The 16,482-nt window shown below is 70.5% G+C and carries 14 protein-coding genes; 7 read left to right on the forward strand and 7 right to left on the reverse strand.

Features of this window, described 5'->3' with window-relative positions; all coding sequences use genetic code 11:
- On the reverse strand, positions 1-1,638 hold the full coding sequence (dnaB, locus tag AB0O82_RS03075) for a replicative DNA helicase (RefSeq protein WP_363579855.1): 1,638 nt from the start codon (positions 1,636-1,638) through the stop codon (positions 1-3).
- A 452-nt stretch (positions 1,639-2,090) separates the two neighbouring features.
- Here dnaB and AB0O82_RS03080 point away from each other — a divergent pair, with 452 nt between their 5' ends.
- Positions 2,091-3,431: an MATE family efflux transporter gene (locus tag AB0O82_RS03080; protein WP_363579856.1), complete on the forward strand. Its 1,341-nt coding sequence runs from the start codon at positions 2,091-2,093 to the stop codon at positions 3,429-3,431.
- Positions 3,432-3,544: 113 nt separating this feature from the next.
- Here the strand turns inward: AB0O82_RS03080 and rplI are convergent, their stop codons facing one another.
- The 4 genes from rplI to rpsF form a co-directional block, all read right to left on the reverse strand.
- Positions 3,545-3,991 (reverse strand): 50S ribosomal protein L9, encoded by a 447-nt coding sequence (rplI, locus tag AB0O82_RS03085; protein ID WP_063348488.1) that lies wholly within the window; start codon positions 3,989-3,991, stop codon positions 3,545-3,547.
- Between the two features lie 17 nt (positions 3,992-4,008).
- On the reverse strand, positions 4,009-4,245 hold the full coding sequence (gene rpsR / locus AB0O82_RS03090) for a 30S ribosomal protein S18 (protein WP_030304537.1): 237 nt from the start codon (positions 4,243-4,245) through the stop codon (positions 4,009-4,011).
- 80 nt (positions 4,246-4,325) lie between these two features.
- Positions 4,326-4,943, reverse strand: a complete 618-nt coding sequence (locus tag AB0O82_RS03095) for a single-stranded DNA-binding protein (protein ID WP_363579857.1) — start codon at positions 4,941-4,943, stop codon at positions 4,326-4,328.
- 96 nt (positions 4,944-5,039) lie between these two features.
- Positions 5,040-5,330 (reverse strand): 30S ribosomal protein S6, encoded by a 291-nt coding sequence (gene rpsF / locus AB0O82_RS03100; protein ID WP_063348486.1) that lies wholly within the window; start codon positions 5,328-5,330, stop codon positions 5,040-5,042.
- A 315-nt stretch (positions 5,331-5,645) separates the two neighbouring features.
- Between rpsF and AB0O82_RS03105 the strand changes: the two genes are divergently transcribed.
- From AB0O82_RS03105 to AB0O82_RS03115, 3 genes are all read left to right on the forward strand, one after another.
- Positions 5,646-5,945, forward strand: a complete 300-nt coding sequence (locus AB0O82_RS03105; RefSeq protein ID WP_063348485.1) for a hypothetical protein — start codon at positions 5,646-5,648, stop codon at positions 5,943-5,945.
- 177 nt (positions 5,946-6,122) lie between these two features.
- Complete coding sequence (locus tag AB0O82_RS03110) at positions 6,123-7,241, forward strand: peptidoglycan bridge formation glycyltransferase FemA/FemB family protein (RefSeq protein ID WP_063348484.1); 1,119 nt, start codon at positions 6,123-6,125, stop codon at positions 7,239-7,241.
- Positions 7,242-7,254: 13 nt separating this feature from the next.
- Entirely contained in the window at positions 7,255-8,289 is a 1,035-nt protein-coding gene (locus AB0O82_RS03115; RefSeq protein WP_363579858.1) for an alanine racemase, read from the forward strand.
- 24 nt (positions 8,290-8,313) lie between these two features.
- On the opposite strand, the gene AB0O82_RS03120 is transcribed toward AB0O82_RS03115, so the two are convergent.
- Together AB0O82_RS03120 and AB0O82_RS03125 are read right to left on the reverse strand one after the other, a co-directional pair.
- On the reverse strand, positions 8,314-9,891 hold the full coding sequence (locus AB0O82_RS03120; RefSeq protein WP_363579859.1) for a glycosyltransferase 87 family protein: 1,578 nt from the start codon (positions 9,889-9,891) through the stop codon (positions 8,314-8,316).
- 162 nt (positions 9,892-10,053) lie between these two features.
- Positions 10,054-12,702, reverse strand: a complete 2,649-nt coding sequence (locus tag AB0O82_RS03125) for a transglycosylase domain-containing protein (protein WP_363579860.1) — start codon at positions 12,700-12,702, stop codon at positions 10,054-10,056.
- A 353-nt stretch (positions 12,703-13,055) separates the two neighbouring features.
- On the opposite strand from AB0O82_RS03125, the gene AB0O82_RS03130 reads away from it, so the two are divergent.
- The 3 genes from AB0O82_RS03130 to AB0O82_RS03140 all read left to right on the forward strand — a co-directional run bounded on the left by AB0O82_RS03130 (position 13,056) and on the right by AB0O82_RS03140 (position 16,444).
- Positions 13,056-13,757 carry a PadR family transcriptional regulator gene (locus AB0O82_RS03130; protein ID WP_063348480.1) on the forward strand — a complete coding sequence of 234 codons (702 nt, stop codon included), beginning with the start codon at positions 13,056-13,058 and terminating at the stop codon, positions 13,755-13,757.
- A gap of 126 nt (positions 13,758-13,883) precedes the next feature.
- The gene (locus tag AB0O82_RS03135; RefSeq protein ID WP_363579861.1) at positions 13,884-14,966 is read left to right on the forward strand and encodes an inositol-3-phosphate synthase; all 1,083 of its coding nucleotides are present in this window, start codon (positions 13,884-13,886) and stop codon (positions 14,964-14,966) included.
- Between the two features lie 140 nt (positions 14,967-15,106).
- On the forward strand, positions 15,107-16,444 hold the full coding sequence (locus AB0O82_RS03140; protein WP_363579862.1) for an MFS transporter: 1,338 nt from the start codon (positions 15,107-15,109) through the stop codon (positions 16,442-16,444).
- The last annotated feature ends 38 nt before the right edge of the window (positions 16,445-16,482 follow it).

The raw sequence follows: 16,482 nt of genomic DNA on the forward strand, positions 1-16,482 counted from the left end.
CTAGTCCCGGGTCATGTCGACGAAGCGCGAGTAGTGGCCCTGGAAGGCCACCGTGATGGTGGCGGTGGGGCCGTTACGGTGCTTGGCGACGATCAGGTCGGCCTCACCGGCGCGCGGGGACTCCTTCTCGTAGGCGTCCTCACGGTGGAGCAGGATGACCATGTCGGCGTCCTGCTCGATCGAGCCGGACTCGCGCAGGTCGGAGACCATCGGCCGCTTGTCGGTGCGCTGCTCGGGGCCACGGTTCAGCTGGGAGAGCGCGATGACCGGGACTTCCAGCTCCTTGGCCAGCAGCTTCAGGTTTCGCGACATGTCGGAGACCTCCTGCTGGCGGTTCTCCGCCCGGCGGGAGCCGCCGGACTGCATCAGCTGGAGGTAGTCGATGACGACCAGCTTGATGTCGTTGCGCTGCTTGAGCCGGCGGCACTTGGCCCGGATCTCCATCATCGACAGGTTCGGGGAGTCGTCGATGAACAGCGGTGCCTCGCTGACGTCGGGCATCCGGCGGGCGACGCGGGTCCAGTCGTCGTCCGTCATGTTCCCGGAGCGCATGTGGTGCAGCGCGACCCGGGCCTCGGCGGACAGCAGGCGCATGGCGATCTCGTTGCGGCCCATTTCGAGCGAGAAGATCACGCTCGGCAGCTTGTTCTGGATCGAGCAGGCGCGGGCGAAGTCCAGCGCCAGGGTCGACTTGCCCATCGCGGGGCGGGCCGCGATGACGATCATCTGGCCGGGGTGGAGGCCGTTGGTGAGCGCGTCGAAGTCGGCGAAGCCGGTCGGGACGCCGGACATCTGGCCGTTGCGGGAGCCGATCGCCTCGATCTCGTCGAGGGCGCCCTCCATGATGTCGGCGAGCGGCGCGTAGTCCTCGTTGGTGCGCTGCTCGGTGACGGCGTAGATCTCCGCCTGGGCGGCGTTGACGATCTCGTCGACGTCGCCCTCGGCCGCGTAGCCCATGCCGGCGATCCGGGTGCCGGCCTCGACCAGACGGCGCAGGACGGCGCGCTCGTGGACGATCTGGGCGTAGTACTCGGCGTTGGCGGCGGTCGGGACGGAGTTGACCAGGGTGTGCAGGTAGGAGGCGCCGCCGACGCGCTGGAGCTCGCCACGCTTGGTGAGCTCGCCGGCCACGGTGATCGGGTCGGCCGGCTCGCCGCGGGCGTACAGGTCGAGGATCGCACCGTGGACCATCTCGTGCGCGGGCCGGTAGTAGTCGGCCGGCTTGAGTACCTCGACCACGTCGGCGATGGCGTCCTTGGAGAGCAGCATGCCGCCGAGGACGGACTGCTCGGCCGCGAGGTCCTGCGGGGGAACGCGCTCGAAGCCGTCCACGCCGCCCTGGCCCTCGTCGTCGCGGCGCTGCCAGCCGCCGCCACCGCTCTGCGAACCGTCGCGCTGGGAGCCGCTCCGGCCGCCCTTGCCGCCCTTCTGGAAGCCGCCCTCGCGACCGCCGCCGTCCCGGTTGCCCTCCCGGCCGCCGCCCTGGCCGGAGCGGCTGCGGGAGACCGGGAGCCGGTCGCCGGGCCCGTCGGGGAAGGACGCGTCGTCGAAGGCGCCGGCCGGGAAGGGGTCCTCGGCGGGCTGCCAGTCCTCCTCCGGCGGCGGGGCGTCGTGGTCGTCGTACTGGGGGCCGGTCACGCGTGTTCCCCGATCAGCGAGTGGTGCGAGTTGGAGCGGGCCTTGCCGGTGGCTGGGTGGAGCGGAGCCGCTCCTCTTTGTACGCCACGGCACCGACAAATCGGACGCCGGGGCGGGCGGGAGTGTCGGGCGGAGGGCCCACGCTAAGGCGCCGGGAGCCGTTCAGCCAAGGCGGTTATCCACAGGGGGTGTGGACGAGCGGCCCTGGGCTGTGGAGAAGTGCCGCAAAGCTGTGGACGCCCCTGTGGAAGGCCCTGTGGATAACCAGACCATCTGTCCACCGTCAACCTGTTGACCAGGTATTACCTCTTACCGGGCCTGTGCATGAGAAATTCTTCACACGCAGCCGGACGCCCGCGGGCGCGAAGCGGGCCGAGCGCCTCGCTCAAGAATTCGAGTAATGGCTAACTGCCACTAGCAGTCATTACCTGTGGATGAGTAGCCTGGAGCCCATGACCGCCCCTCCCGCAGCCCCGACCCCCTCCAGACGCCGGCACGACCGGGAGATCCTCGCACTGGCCGTCCCGGCCTTCGGCGCGCTGGTCGCCGAACCACTGTTCCTGATGGCCGACTCGGCGATCGTCGGCCACCTCGGCACCCCGCAGCTGGCCGGGGTCGGCGTCGCCGCCGCCGCACTGTCCACCGCGACCGGCGTGTTCGTCTTCCTCGCCTACGCCACCACCGCGGCGGTGGCCCGCCGGATCGGTGCCGGGGACCGCCGCGGCGCCGTCCAGCAGGGCGTCGACGGCATCTGGCTCGCCCTCGGCCTGGCCGTCCCGGTGGTGCTGCTCACCGTGCTGCTGGCCCCCTGGGCGGCCGACGTCCTGGGGGCCTCGGAGACCGCCGCCCCCTACGCCGTGACGTACCTGCGGATCAGCGCCCTGGGCATCCCCGCGATGCTCATGGTGATGGCCGCCACCGGCGTGCTGCGCGGCCTCCAGGACACCCGCACGCCGCTGCTGGTGGCGATCGCGGGCTTCACCGCCAACATCGGCCTGAACGCCGGCCTGGTGTACGGCGCCGGGCTCGGGGTGGCCGGCTCGGCCTGGGGCACCGTGCTCGCGCAGACCGGGATGGCCGCCGTCTACCTGGTCGTGGTGGTGCGCGGGGCGCGGCGCGAGCACGCCTCGCTGCGGCCGGACGCGGCCGGCATCCGGGCCAGTGCGAGGGCGGGCGGTCCGCTGCTGGTCCGGACGGTCAGCCTGCGCGCGGTGCTGATGATCGCCACTGCGGTGGCCGCCCGGCTGGGCGACGACCAGGTGGCCGCGCACCAGATCACCATGACGCTGTTCAGCTTCCTGGCCTTCGCCCTGGACGCCATCGCGATCGCCGGCCAGGCGATCATCGGCCGCTACCTGGGCGCCGAGGACGTCCCGGGCGCCAGGGCCGCCACCCGCCGGATGGTCGAGTGGGGCATCGGCTCGGGCGTGCTGCTGGGACTGCTGGTGGTGGCCGCCCGCCCGCTGTACGTCCCGCTGTTCACGCCCGATCCGGCGGTGCAGGGGCAGTTGGACACCGCCCTGCTGCTGCTCGCGCTCAGCCAGCCGGTCGCCGGCCTGGTCTTCGTGCTGGACGGGGTGCTGATGGGCGCCGGGGACGGCCCCTACCTGGCCTGGGCGGCGATCGCGACCCTGGCGGTGTTCACCCCGGCGGCGATCGCGGTGCCGGCCACCGGCACCGGGCTGGCCGGACTGTGGTGGGCGATGAACCTGTTCATGCTGGTCCGCGCGGCCTTCCTGGTCGGGCGGGCGCGCGGCGGCCGCTGGCTGGTCACCGGGGCCGTCCGGGGCTGACGGCGCCGGGGCCGAGGGCGCCGGCAGCGAATGCTCCAGCACCGAACGCGCCGGAACACGACCGAGGGCCGGACTCCCGGAGGAGTCCGGCCCTCAGGCCACTGCTACGGAACTCAGGCAGCGACGACGGCGACGTCGAGGTTGGCCTGGACGTCGGCGTGCAGCTTGACCGAGACCTTGTGGGTGCCCACGGTCTTGATCGGCGAGGCGATCGCGACGGCGCGCTTGTCCACGGCCGGGCCGCCGGCGGCCTTGATGGCCTCCACGACGTCGGCCTGGGTCACCGAACCGAACAGACGGCCGGCGTCGCCCGAGCGAACGGCCAGCTTGACCTGGACGCCCTCGAGCTTGCCCTTGACCTCGTTGGCGGCCTCAAGGGTCTGGATCTCGTGGATCTTGCGGGCGCGACGGATCGCGTCGACGTCCTTCTGGCCGCCCTTGGTCCAGCGGATGGCGTAGCCACGCGGAACCAGGTAGTTGCGGGCGTAGCCGTCCTTGACCTCGACGACCTCGCCGGCGGAGCCGAGACCCGGCACCTCGTGCGTGAGGATGATCTTCATTACTTGGTCACCCTCTCTTAGCGCGCGGTGCTGGTGTAGGGCAGCAGCGCCATCTCACGGCTGTTCTTCACGGCCGTGGCGACGTCACGCTGGTGCTGGGTGCAGTTGCCGGTGACCCGGCGGGCACGGATCTTGCCACGGTCGGAGATGAACTTCCGCAGCAGGTTCGTGTCCTTGTAGTCAACGTAGTTGACCTTGTCCTTGCAGAAGACGCAAACCTTCTTCTTCGGCTTGCGAGCAGGCGGCTTCGCCATTGTGTGCTCCATTTGGGGTTCACGGCCCGGCCGGCGTCCTCAGGACGCCGGCGGCCGGGCCGCACGAAATCTGTCAGCTCTTAGAACGGGGGCTCTTCCGAGAAGCCGCCACCGGACGGGGCGCCCCAGCTGCCGCCGCCCTGCTGGCCGCCGGACGGAGTGCTGGACGCCCACGGGTCGTCGGAGGGGCCGGACTGGCCGCCGCCGCCGGAGTTTCCACCCCAGCTGCCGCCGCCCTGCTGGCCGCCACCGCCGCCCCAGCCGCCCTGCTGGCCACCGGCGCCGCCCTGCTGGCCGCCGAAGCCGCCACCGGAGCCGCCGGGGCCACCGGACCGGTTGGCCCGGGTGACCTTCGCGGTCGCCGAGCGCAGGCTCGGGCCGACCTCGTCGACCTCGACCTCGAAGACCGTCCGCTTCTCGCCTTCCTTGGTCTCGTAAGACCGCTGGCGCAGTCGGCCCTGCACGATGACGCGCATGCCGCGCTGCAGCGACTCGGCCACGTTCTCCGCCGGCTGCCGCCAGACGTTGCACGTGAGGAAGAGGCTCTCGCCGTCCTTCCACTCGTTCGTCTGACGGTCGAAGGTGCGGGGGGTGGACGCGATACGGAACTTCGCGACCGCCGCACCCGACGGGGTGAAGCGCAGCTCGGGGTCGTCGACGAGATTGCCGACGAGGGTGATGACGGTCTCGCCTGCCATGGTGGTGATGACCTCTCGGGAAGATGTCCGTTCACCGCTGTTTCACGTGAAACAGCGGACGCGAGCTACCCGAGACCCGAAGGCCTCAGAGGTGGCTCAGTGGGTGTCCGGGCGCAGGACCTTGGTCCGCAGAACCGACTCGCTCAGGCCCATCTGGCGGTCGAGCTCCTTGACGACCTCAGGCGTGGCCTTCAGGTCGATGACCGAGTAGATGCCCTCGGACTGCTTGTTGATCTCGTAAGCCAGACGGCGACGACCCCAGGTGTCGACCTTCTCCACCTTGCCGCCGGCGTTCCGGACGACGGTGAGGAAGTTCTCGATCAGGGGGGAGACAGCGCGCTCCTCGACCGAGGGGTCGAGGATGACCATCACCTCGTAGTGACGCATGGGTAACCCACCTCCTTTGGACTCAACGGCCACGGTCTCTCCGTGGCAGGAGGGTTGTGCAGCGTCGGCACCGGAGCAGTGACGACACCGGCCACCGTAGCGGCCGGGTCCGACAATCGGGCCCCGCTCACCCGACGGGGTGGTCGCCCGGAAGAGGGCGCAAGGGGGCACAACTACACCAGTGCAGACGGCACAGCCTACCCGCACCCGGACGGCCGAACAAAACGCATAGGGGTTGTGAGACCGGCCCAACCGCCGCAATCTGGACGGAACGGGATTCCTGCCCGTTCGTCTCCACGCCAGGAGGTGGGACTCATGGCCCAGTCCGTCCACCGCATGCCCGCGCTCACACTGAACACCGACGGCCACCCGCACCCCCGCGAGAACGCCCTGGTGGGCCTCACCGCCGTGCTGGGCGTGATCGCCTTCACCACCTCGTTCTTCCACAACCTGCACCTGCTGACCTCGTGGACCGGTCTGTTCGGGATCATCACGGGGCTGCTCGGCATGTTCGTCTCGGTCACCACGGCCGAGCGCTTCGTGCTGATGATCACGCTCGGCGCCTCCGCCATCGGCTTCTACCTCGGCATCGCCCGGGGCGGCCTCTGGGGCTGAGCCGCCCCGGTCGCACCGTTCCGGAACCCTCGGCGCCCCCGTGGCGTATCTGCAAGGAGACAGGTACGCGACGGGGGCGCCGTCGCGCCCGCAGCGGCGGGCGCCCGGGCCCCGGACGATAGGGTCAGCCCGAGAACCTGGGCCCACCGCAGCCCGACCGACGAGGAGCACCGAGCAATGAGCCTGCGCCTGAGGACGATCACCCGCGAGGAGCACCTCGCCTTCATCAGGAGCCGCGCCTCGGCCAGCCACATGCAGGTGCCGTCGTGGGGCGACGTGAAGGCCGAGTGGCGTTCGGAGTCGATCGGCTGGTTCGACGAGGCCAACCAGCTCGTCGGCGCCGGCCTGGTGCTCTACCGGCAGCTGCCCAAGCTCAAGCGCTACCTCGCCTACCTGCCCGAGGGCCCGGTCATCGACTGGTTCGACCGGGACCTCGACCGCTGGCTCTCCCCGATGCTCGCCCACCTCAAGTCGCAGGGCGCGTTCTCGGTCAAGATGGGCCCGCCGATCGTCATCCGCCGCTGGAACGCCCCCACCATCAAGGAGGCCATCGCCGGCAAGCAGGCCAAGCGCCTGCGCGACGTCGAGGCCGACTGGTACGAGGCGCGCGCCTTCGAGGTGGCCGACCGGCTGCGCAAGGCCGGCTGGCTGCAGGGCGAGGACGGCGGCGCCGGCTTCGGCGACGTCCAGCCGCGCTACGTGTTCCAGGTGCCGCTGGCCAACCGCTCGCTGGACGACATCCACAAGAACTTCAACCAGCTCTGGCGCCGCAACATCAAGAAGGCCGAGAAGAGCGGCGTCGAGGTGTACCAGGGCGGCTACGACGAGCTGCCGATCTTCCACCAGCTCTACCTGGTGACCGCCGAGCGCGACAAGTTCACCCCGCGCCCGCTGTCCTACTTCCAGCGGATGTGGAAGGCCCTCACCGCCGAGGACCAGAACCGGATGCGGCTCTACATCGCCTACCACGACGGCGAGCCGCTGGCCGCGACCACGATGCTGGTGGTCGGCGAGCACGTCTGGTACTCCTACGGCGCCTCGGCCAACCACAAGCGCGAGGTCAAGCCGTCCAACGCGATCCAGTGGCGGATGATGCGCGACTCCTACGCGCTCGGCGGCGGCGTCTACGACCTGCGCGGCATCAGCGACACCCTGGACGAGAACGACCACCTGTTCGGCCTGATCCAGTTCAAGGTCGGCACCGGCGGCCAGGCCGCCGAGTACCTCGGCGAGTGGGACTTCCCGCTCAACAAGCTGCTGCACAAGGCCCTCGACCTCTACATGTCCCGCCGCTGAGGAGGCTGACCCGATGACGCTGTCGCTCTACCTCGACACCGAACGCTGGCGCACCCACCAGCGCTCCGTCCTCGCCGAGTTCCCCGGCCTGGTGCCGGTCGCCAAGGGGAACGGCTACGGCCTGGGCAACCACCGGCTGGCCGAGGAGGCGACGCTGCTGGGCACCGGTGTGCTGGCCGTCGGCACCGCGTACGAGGCGGCCGACGCCGCCGAGTGGTACGGCGGCGAGCTGCTGGTGCTCACCCCGTACCGGGTCGGCGAGGAGGTCCTGCCGCTGCCGCACGCCCGGGTGATCCGGACGGTGGCGAACCTGGACGCGCTGCGGGCGCTGCGCGGCGCCCGGGTGGTGGTGGAGTGCATGACCTCCATGCGCCGCCACGGGGTGAGCGCCGCCGACCTCACGGCCGTCGCCGCCGAGCTGGACGGCGTCGCCTTCGAGGGCCTGGCGCTGCACCTGCCGATGGACCGGCCGGACGGCTCCAGCCCGACCGAGGAGGTCGTCCACTGGGTGGACACCGCCCGGGCGGCCGGGGTGCCGGTGCACACCGTGTACGTCAGCCACCTCGGCGCGGCCGGCATGGAGCAGCTGGCCCAGCGCTACCCGGACATCGTCTTCCGGGCCCGGATCGGCACCCGGCTCTGGCTGGGCGACCACGGTGCGCTGGAGGTCCGGGCCACGGTGCTGGACGTCACCCCGGTGAAGAAGGGCGACCGCTACGGCTACCGCCAGCACCCGGCGCCGGCCGACGGCCACATCGTGGTGGTGGCCGGCGGCACCGCGCACGGCATCGGCCTGGAGGCGCCCAAGTACGTGCAGACCATGGCCTCCCGGGCCAAGGGCATCGCCCGGGCCGGCCTGGCGACCGTCAACAAGACCAAGTCGCCGTTCCACTGGGCCGGCAAGCAGCTCTGGTTCGCCGAGCCGCCGCACATGCAGGTCTCGCTGCTGTTCCTGGACGGCGAGACCAAGCCCCCCGCGATCGGCGAGGAGCTCGGCCTCCAGGTCCGGCACACCACCACGCACTTCGACCGCGTGGTGGACCGCTAGAGCGACCGAAGCGCCCGTGAGCGCCTACGCCTTCTCGGCCGGTTCCGGCAGTCCTGGCTCGTCCAGCCACTGCTCGGAGCCGGCCGGCGCGTATCCGGCGTAGCTCTCCTCCTCGCGCAGCGTCCGGGCGGTGCCGAGCACGAACACGTCCGGGGCCCGGTCGAGCACCCCGCCCGACGGGTCGTCGCTGCCGTCCCAGCGCACCGGGTCGCGGTCCGGCTGCAGGGCGTCGCGGACCACCATGACCACCAGGTAGAGCGTGCCCAGCAGGTGCAGCACGACCGCGAAGTGGTACCAGGCCTCGCCGATCCCGTGCTGCTTGGGCCCGGTGACGAAGCCCAGGTGGGACCAGATGCCCAGGGTGTACAGCACCTCGCAGGCCTGCCAGATCAGGAAGTCCCGCCAGCGCGGCCGGGCCAGCACCGCGAGCGGCAGCAGCCAGAGCGCGTACTGCGGCGAGTACACCTTGTTGACCAGCACGAACAGGGCGACCACCAGGAAGGCCAGCTGCGCGAAGCGCGGGCGGCGGGGCGCCGAGAAGCCGAGCCACGCTATGGCCAGGCAGCCGAGGACCATCAGCACGCCGATGTAGAGGTCGAGGTCGGCCAGCCCCGTGCCCCGGCTCTGCATCAGGATCAGCCAGAACGAGCCGTAGTCCTCGGCGCGGTGCTTGCTGAACACGTAGAAGGTCGACCAGCCCTGCCAGTTGGCCGCCATGATCGGCAGGTTGACCAGCAGCCAGGAGCCGGCCGCGCCGGCCAGCATCACCCGGAACTCGCGCCACTTCCCGGCCCGCCAGCAGAGCACCAGCAGCGGGCCGATCAGCAGCACCGGGTAGAGCTTGGCCGCGGTGGCCAGGCCGATGAAGACACCCGCCCAGCCGGGCCGGGAGCCGGACCACCAGGCCATCGCCACGGCGGCCAGCGCGACCGCGAGGAGGTCCCAGTTGACCGTGCCGTTCAGCAGCAGGACGGGCGCGAGCGCGAACAGCAGGGCGTCCCAGGGGCGGCGGCGGTGGGTGCGCGAGAGCGCCACCACGGCGACCACCGCGCAGGCCATCAGCAGCCCCGCGTTGATCGCCCAGAACCACCGCTCCTGGTCCTGCGCGGTGCCGGCGCCGGGCGTCAGCCAGGCCGCGACCTGCATGAACAGGCCGGTCAGCACCGGGTATTCGAGGTACTGCAGATCCCCCGAGGTGCCCGGGACGCGGTCCACGTACGGGTGCAGCCCGGCCGAGAAGCCGCGGCCGGAGAACAGGTGCGGGATGTCGCTGTAGCAGGCGTGGATGTACTGCGGCGAACCCGGCTGGAACCAGGCCTGGTTGTAGCAGGGCGCCTTCTGCACCATGCCGAGCACCGAGATCACGATCACCGCCAGCGCCAGGAAGCGCGCCGGGATCCACCAGGAGACGCCCAGCAGCGCCCGGCGGCCGGGCGGGCCGCCGATCACCTCGCTGCCGGCCGCCGCCACCGGGTCCTCGTCGGCCGGGACGACCACGGTGTTGACCGGCGGCGCGGCCGTGGCGACGGCCGGCCCGACCGGTCCTGCGGCGTCGCCGGGCCCGGCCGGCCCTGCGGATTCGTCACGATCGCTCGACGTCATGCCGGACATCCTGCCGCACCGGCCCCACCGGGACGAGGAGGACCCCGCAACGGGCCCGGCCTCCGTCGCCCGGCGGCACGGCGAATCATGACGAAACGGCGGTGGCGGCCCTCCGGAGAGGGCCGCCACCGCCGTTCGGTTCATCCGCTCAGCGGGTGGTGGTCAGGGCAACAGCCCGTTGCCGGTCGAGGACGGTGTCGACGGCCTGCCGCTCGGCTTGGTGGTCGTCGGCGGGGGGTCCGTCGGCGGCGCCGTGGGCGGGGGCGTGCTGCAGCCGAGGAGGCCGCAGCTGCTCGTCGGACCGGGGTTGGTCGTCTTGTGCGTCGACGTCTGGCTCGGCTGCGTGCCCGGGCAGTCCACGCCCGGGACACAGCCCGGGCCCTGGCTGGACACGGGCGGCTGCGGCTGGTTGTTGTTGGTCGGCGGCGGCTGGTTGTTGGCCGGCTGGGTCGCGGGCGGGGCCGACGGGGTGTCGCTCGTCGTCGGCGTGGGCGTCATGCTCGGCGAGACCGGGGCGCCGGAGGAGTCCACCTCGGTGCCGACCGGCTGCGGGGTCGGGAAGTCCATCTTCTTCTCGTTGGCCAGCGCGGCCTTCATGTACCGGGTGAAGACGTCGGTCGGGATGTCACCACCGTGGATGGACTCCTTGCCGCCGGTGCCGTTGAGCGACAGCCGCTCGTGCTTGCTCGGGTCCTCGCGCCACATCGCGACGCTGGTCACCAGCTGCGGGGTGTAGCCGACCCACCAGGCCGACTTGTTCTGGTCGGTGGTACCGGTCTTGCCGGCCACCGGGCGGCCCAGCTCCTTGGCCTTGAAACCGGTACCGTTCTTCACCACGTTCACCAGCACGTCGGTGACGTTGTCCGCGACGGCCGGCTCCAGGGCGACCCGGGGGTCCTTCTTGCCGAAGCCCGGGCGCTCGATGCCGTTCACCTCGACCTTGGTGACCGAGTAGGGCTCGGCCTCCTTGCCGCTGGCCGCCAGGGTGCCGTAGGCGGTGGCCATCCGGATCGGGCTGATGGTGGAGGTGCCGAGGGCGAAGGTCGGGGTCTTCGGGTCGGCGAAGCTCTCCTTCCTGACGCCCATCTGCTCGGCGATGTTGGCCACGTTCTGACCGCCGACGTCCTGGTTGAGCTGGACGAAGGGCACGTTGAACGAGTTCTGCATGGCCGCCCGCAGCGAGACGTAACCGCGCTTGCCGGAGTCCTCGTTCTTCTGCCGGTAGGGCTTGCCGTCGTCGCCGATCACCAGCGAGCCGTCCGGCTTGCGGATCTCGGACATGTCGTCGGACAGGTAGCGGCTGTCGGCGTTGATCCGCTTCGGCTTGCCCTTGTCGTCGGTGGCCGTCTGGACGCCGATCTGCATGGCGGTCGCCAGCACGAAGGGCTTGAAGGTCGAGCCGACCTGGACGCCGATGGCGTCGGCGTTGTTGTCGAAGTGGCCGTTCTCCACGCCGTCGCCGCCGTAGAGGGCGACGATCGCGCCGTCGCCGGGGCGGATGCTGGCGGAGCCGAACTGGATGAAGGTGTCGTTGTTGGGGCGCTTCTGGGCGTTGAGGTTCTCGCCCTTGACGTCGTCGACGGCCTTCTTCAGGGCGTCGACCTTGTCCTTCTCGAAGGTGGTGTAGACCTTCAGACCGCCCTTGTCGATCATCTGCTGGGTGATCGTCTTGTCGGTGGCCATCAGGTACTTGTTGGCGGTGTCGACCAGGTAGCTGACCTCACCGTTCATGTTGGAGCTGGGCTTCTGCGGGATCGGGTCGGGGAAGGTGGCGCACTTCGCCCGCTCCTCCGGGGTGATGGCCTTGGTCTTCACCATGTTCTCGAGGATCCAGGCCCACCGCCCCTGGGCCCGCTCCTTGTTGGCCGGGTTGCTGGGGTCGTAGTACGACGCGCCCTTCAACAGGCCGGCCAGCATGGCGCTCTGACAGAGGTCGAGGTCCTTGGCGTCGACCCCGTAGTAGGCCTGCGCCGCGGCCTGGGCGCCGTTCGAGCCTCGACCGAACCAGCTGGTGTTCAGGTACCCCTTGAGGATGTCCGGTTTCTGCATCTTCTGATTGATCTTCAGCGTGATGAAGAACTCCTTCAGCTTGCGGCTGAGGGTCTGCTCCTGGCTGAGGTACGCGTTCTTCACGTACTGCTGGGTGATCGTCGAGGCGCCCTGGGTCTCGCCGCCCTTGGCCATGTTGTAGACGGCGCGGAGCATGCCCTTGGGGTCGATGCCGCTGTCCTCGCGGAAGGTCTGGTTCTCCGCCGCGATCACGGCGTTCTGCAGGTTGGGGCTGATGTCGGAGAGCTCGACGATCTGACGGTTGGTCTCACCCTTGCGGGTCATCTCCGAGCCGTCGGCCCAGTAGTAGATCGTGTTCTGGTCCTTCATCAGATCCTTGAGCTGCGGGATCTCAGTGGTCTGGTAGAGGTAGAACACCCCGCCCACGCAGGTGGCGAAGAAGATCAGGAAGCCGCTCAGCCACTGCCGCCAGGACGGCAGCCAGCGCCGGACGCCGGTCTTGCCGAACCGCGGGTAGTCGATGAACCGCTTCTTGCCGGGGCCTGCGGCGGCGGCCGCGGACGCGGAGGCGGCGGCAGCACCGCGCCGGCCGCCCTTGCCGCCCTTCTGGGCGGCCTTGCGCATCTCGGCGCGGCCCATCCGGGGCTGCTGAGCGGTCTCCCGTTCGCCCGGGGGGCGCCGGCGGCCGATGCCGTCCGAGCTCACCTCGTCCCGGCCGGGTCCGCCCTGACGGCCACCACCACCCGGGGGCTGCTGCCCGTCACCGCCCGGGCTGGGCGTCCTTCGCCGTCGTTCACTCATGTTGCAGCCACTCCTCGCCAGGCGGTTCCAGCCTGAAGGCAGGGTTCACGTCCGATGCCCGCCAACCGCCCTAACCCCGGAGGTGGTCCTCGTGCACACGCGACAGCGTACGCAGCCGGGAATCCCAACTAATCGGGCATCAGTCCCCAATGACCGCAAAACGGCAGCAGATCATTACACGCCCGTTGCCAATCACTCCTGCGCGTCGGCTTGTGATCACCTTCACGCGTGCCCCCCTTGCCCGTTCCGAGGGCCCGGTTTACTGTTCTCGATATATCGAGCCGATACATCGACGCGGCATACCGCCCGATGCAGCGGCCGGACGACGGCCGAGAGGAAGGAGGACGACGGCAATGGGCAGGCGCTCAGGAGTGCTGGAGTTCGCCGTTCTCGGTCTGCTCCACGACGCCCCGATGCACGGCTACGAGCTGCGCAAGCGGCTCAACGTCCTGCTCGGAACGTTGCGGGCGTTCTCGTACGGAACGCTCTACCCGTGCCTGAAGAGCCTGGTCGCCCAGGGTTTCCTGGTCGAGGACAACCCGGACGTCGAGTACGTCCCGGCCACCGCGCTCAACGGCAAGCGGTCCAAGACCGTCTACCGGCTCTCCCCCGAAGGCAAGCAGCGCTTCGAGGAACTGCTCGCCGACTCCGGGCCCGACGCCTGGGAGGACGAGCACTTCGGCGTCCACTTCGCGTTCTTCGGCCAGACCGACCGGGCCGTGCGGATGCGCGTCCTGGAAGGGCGCCGCAGCCGGCTGGAGGAGCGACTGGAGAAGATGCGCAACTCGTTGGCCCGGGCCCGCGAGCGGTTCGACGACTACACCGTCGAGCTGCAGCGGCACGGACTGGAGTCGGTGGAGCGCGAGGTCCGGTGGCTCAACGAGCTGATCGAGACCGAGCGGGCCAACCGCACCGGCCGGACCGGGCCCGCCACCGGCGGCAACACCACCGCCGTACCCCACAAGACTTCGGACGGCCGTGGCCAGGAGGAAGGGTCCCAGGACCCGCCCGGGCCACCGTACGACCGCCCGGGGCGCTCCGCCCAGGAGCGCTGACACCGCGTCAGCCCTGTGCCGCGCGGCAGGAGTGGGCGCCTCGCGCCCGTACAAGCAGTCATCGAAGAAGCAGGACGAGTGCCGTCGACCCCGGCGGCCCTCATGAGATCACAGGGAGCAACCGGAATGGGTTCGGTTCGCGTAGCCATCGTGGGCGTGGGCAACTGCGCCGCGTCGCTGGTGCAGGGTGTCGAGTACTACAAGGACGCCGACCCGGCCGGCAAGGTCCCCGGGCTGATGCACGTCCAGTTCGGTGAGTACCACGTCCGCGACGTGGAGTTCGTCGCCGCGTTCGACGTCGACGCCAAGAAGGTCGGCTTCGACCTGGCCGACGCCATCGGCAGCAGCGAGAACAACACCATCAAGATCTGCGACGTGCCGCCGACCGGCGTCACCGTCCAGCGCGGCCACACCCTCGACGGCCTGGGCAAGTACTACCGGGAGACCATCGAGGAGTCCGACGAGACCCCGGTCGACGTCGTCCAGGTCCTCAAGGACCAGCAGGTCGACGTCCTGGTCTGCTACCTGCCCGTCGGTTCCGAGGCCGCCGCCAAGTTCTACGCCCAGTGCGCCATCGACGCCAAGGTCGCCTTCGTGAACGCCCTGCCGGTGTTCATCGCGGGCACCAAGGAGTGGGCGGACAAGTTCACCGAGGCCGGCGTGCCGATCGTCGGTGACGACATCAAGTCCCAGGTCGGCGCCACCATCACGCACCGCGTGATGGCCAAGCTGTTCGAGGACCGCGGTGTCATCCTCGAGCGCACCATGCAGCTGAACGTCGGCGGCAACATGGACTTCAAGAACATGCTCGAGCGCGAGCGCCTGGAGTCCAAGAAGATCTCCAAGACCCAGGCCGTCACCTCGCAGATCCGCGACCGCGAGCTGGGCGCCAACAACGTCCACATCGGCCCGTCGGACTACGTGGCCTGGCTGGACGACCGCAAGTGGGCGTACGTCCGCCTGGAGGGTCGCGCGTTCGGCAACGTCCCGCTGAACCTGGAGTACAAGCTCGAGGTCTGGGACTCCCCGAACTCCGCCGGTGTCATCATCGACGCCGTGCGCGCCGCGAAGATCGCCAAGGACCGCGGCATCGGCGGCCCGATCCTGTCGGCCTCCTCGTACTTCATGAAGTCCCCGCCGGTGCAGTACTTCGACGACGAGGCCAAGGAGAACGTCGAGAAGTTCATCCGCGGCGAGGTCGAGCGCTGAGGTCGAGCGCCGGAGCCGGCGGCGGGTGACCGCCGCCGGCCGCGCCGGAGGGCCCACGATCATCGGATCGTGGGCCCTTCACCGTTTCTCGGCGAATGTTTCACGTGAAACGGCGGCCGGTTCCATGGCACTCTGGGCGGGTGGCGATCACCGAGAACGGCAGCACCCACCAGTCCGCACACCGTGCCACGCTTTTCGGTCTGCTCCGCGGCCGGGACTTCCGGCGGCTGCTGACCGCCCGGGTGCTCTCCCAGCTCTCGGACGGCGTCTTCCAGGTCTCGCTCGCCGCCTACGTCGTGTTCTCCCCGGAGAAGCAGTCCTCCCCCGCCGACATCGCCTCGGTGCTCGCCGTGATGCTGCTGCCGTTCTCGGTGATCGGCCCGTTCGCCGGGGTGCTGCTGGACCGCTGGCGCCGCCGCCAGGTGCTCTACTACGGCAACCTGGCCCGCTTCGGGCTCGGCCTGGGCACCGGCGCCCTGCTCCTGGCGGAGGCGCCGACCTGGCTGTTCTTCGCCTCGGCGCTGCTGGTCACCGCGCTCAACCGGTTCATCCTGGCCGGCCTGTCCGCCGCGCTGCCCCGGGTGGTCGAGCAGGACCAGCTGGTCACCGCCAACGCGCTCTCCCCCACGCTGGGCACGGTCGCCGCCGCCTCCGGCGGAGGGGTCGGCTTCCTGCTGCACCAGGTGATGACCCCCGGGCCGAAGGCCGACGCCGCGCTGGTCACGGTGGCCGCGCTGCTCTACCTGTCGGCCGCACTGGCCGCCCGCCGGATGGACCGCGACCTGCTCGGCCCGGAGAAGCACGGCGACCGCCCGGCGCTCGGCCAGGCGCTGGTCCGGGCCGCCGTCGAACTCGGCGCCGCCGTACGCCACTTGGTGCGGGACTGCCGGCCCGCCGTGCACGCGCTGGCCGCCGTCACCGCGGCCCGGTTCTGCTACGGCGTGCTGATCGTGGTCGTGGTGATGCTCGCCCGGTACACCTTCAACGACCCGGCCGACAGCGCGGCCGGACTGGTCACGCTCGGCCAGGCGGTCGGCCTGTCCGCCGCCGGGTTCTTCGTCGCCGCGGTGATCAGCCCCTGGTGCACCCGGCGGCTCGGCCTGGCCGGCTGGATGACGGTCTGCCTGGCGGCCCCGGTGCTCTTCGTCCCGGCGCTCGGCCTGAGCTTCACCCTGCTGCCCTGCCTGCTCGCGGCGCTGCTGCTCGGGGTGGTCACCCAGGGCACCAAGATCTGCGCCGACACCGTGGTCCAGGAGTCGGTCGAGGACGAGTACCGCGGCCGGGTCTTCGCGATCTACGACGTGCTGTTCAACGTCGCCTTCGTGACCGCCGCCCTGGTCACGGCGCTGGTGCTGCCGCTCTCCGGCCGCTCGGTCGTGGTGGTCGTCGGGGTCGCCGCGGTGTACGGGCTCTCGGCGCTCCTCTACCTGCGCTCCGCCCGGCGGTACGGGCCGCTCCCCGGCGACCAGGCCTCCTGAAGGCCCTCGGCCCCTCGGGACGGGGGCGTCCGACCGAG

Origin of the sequence: Kitasatospora sp. NPDC088264, from assembly GCF_040685715.1 — a bacterium.
GTDB lineage: Bacteria > Actinomycetota > Actinomycetes > Streptomycetales > Streptomycetaceae > Kitasatospora.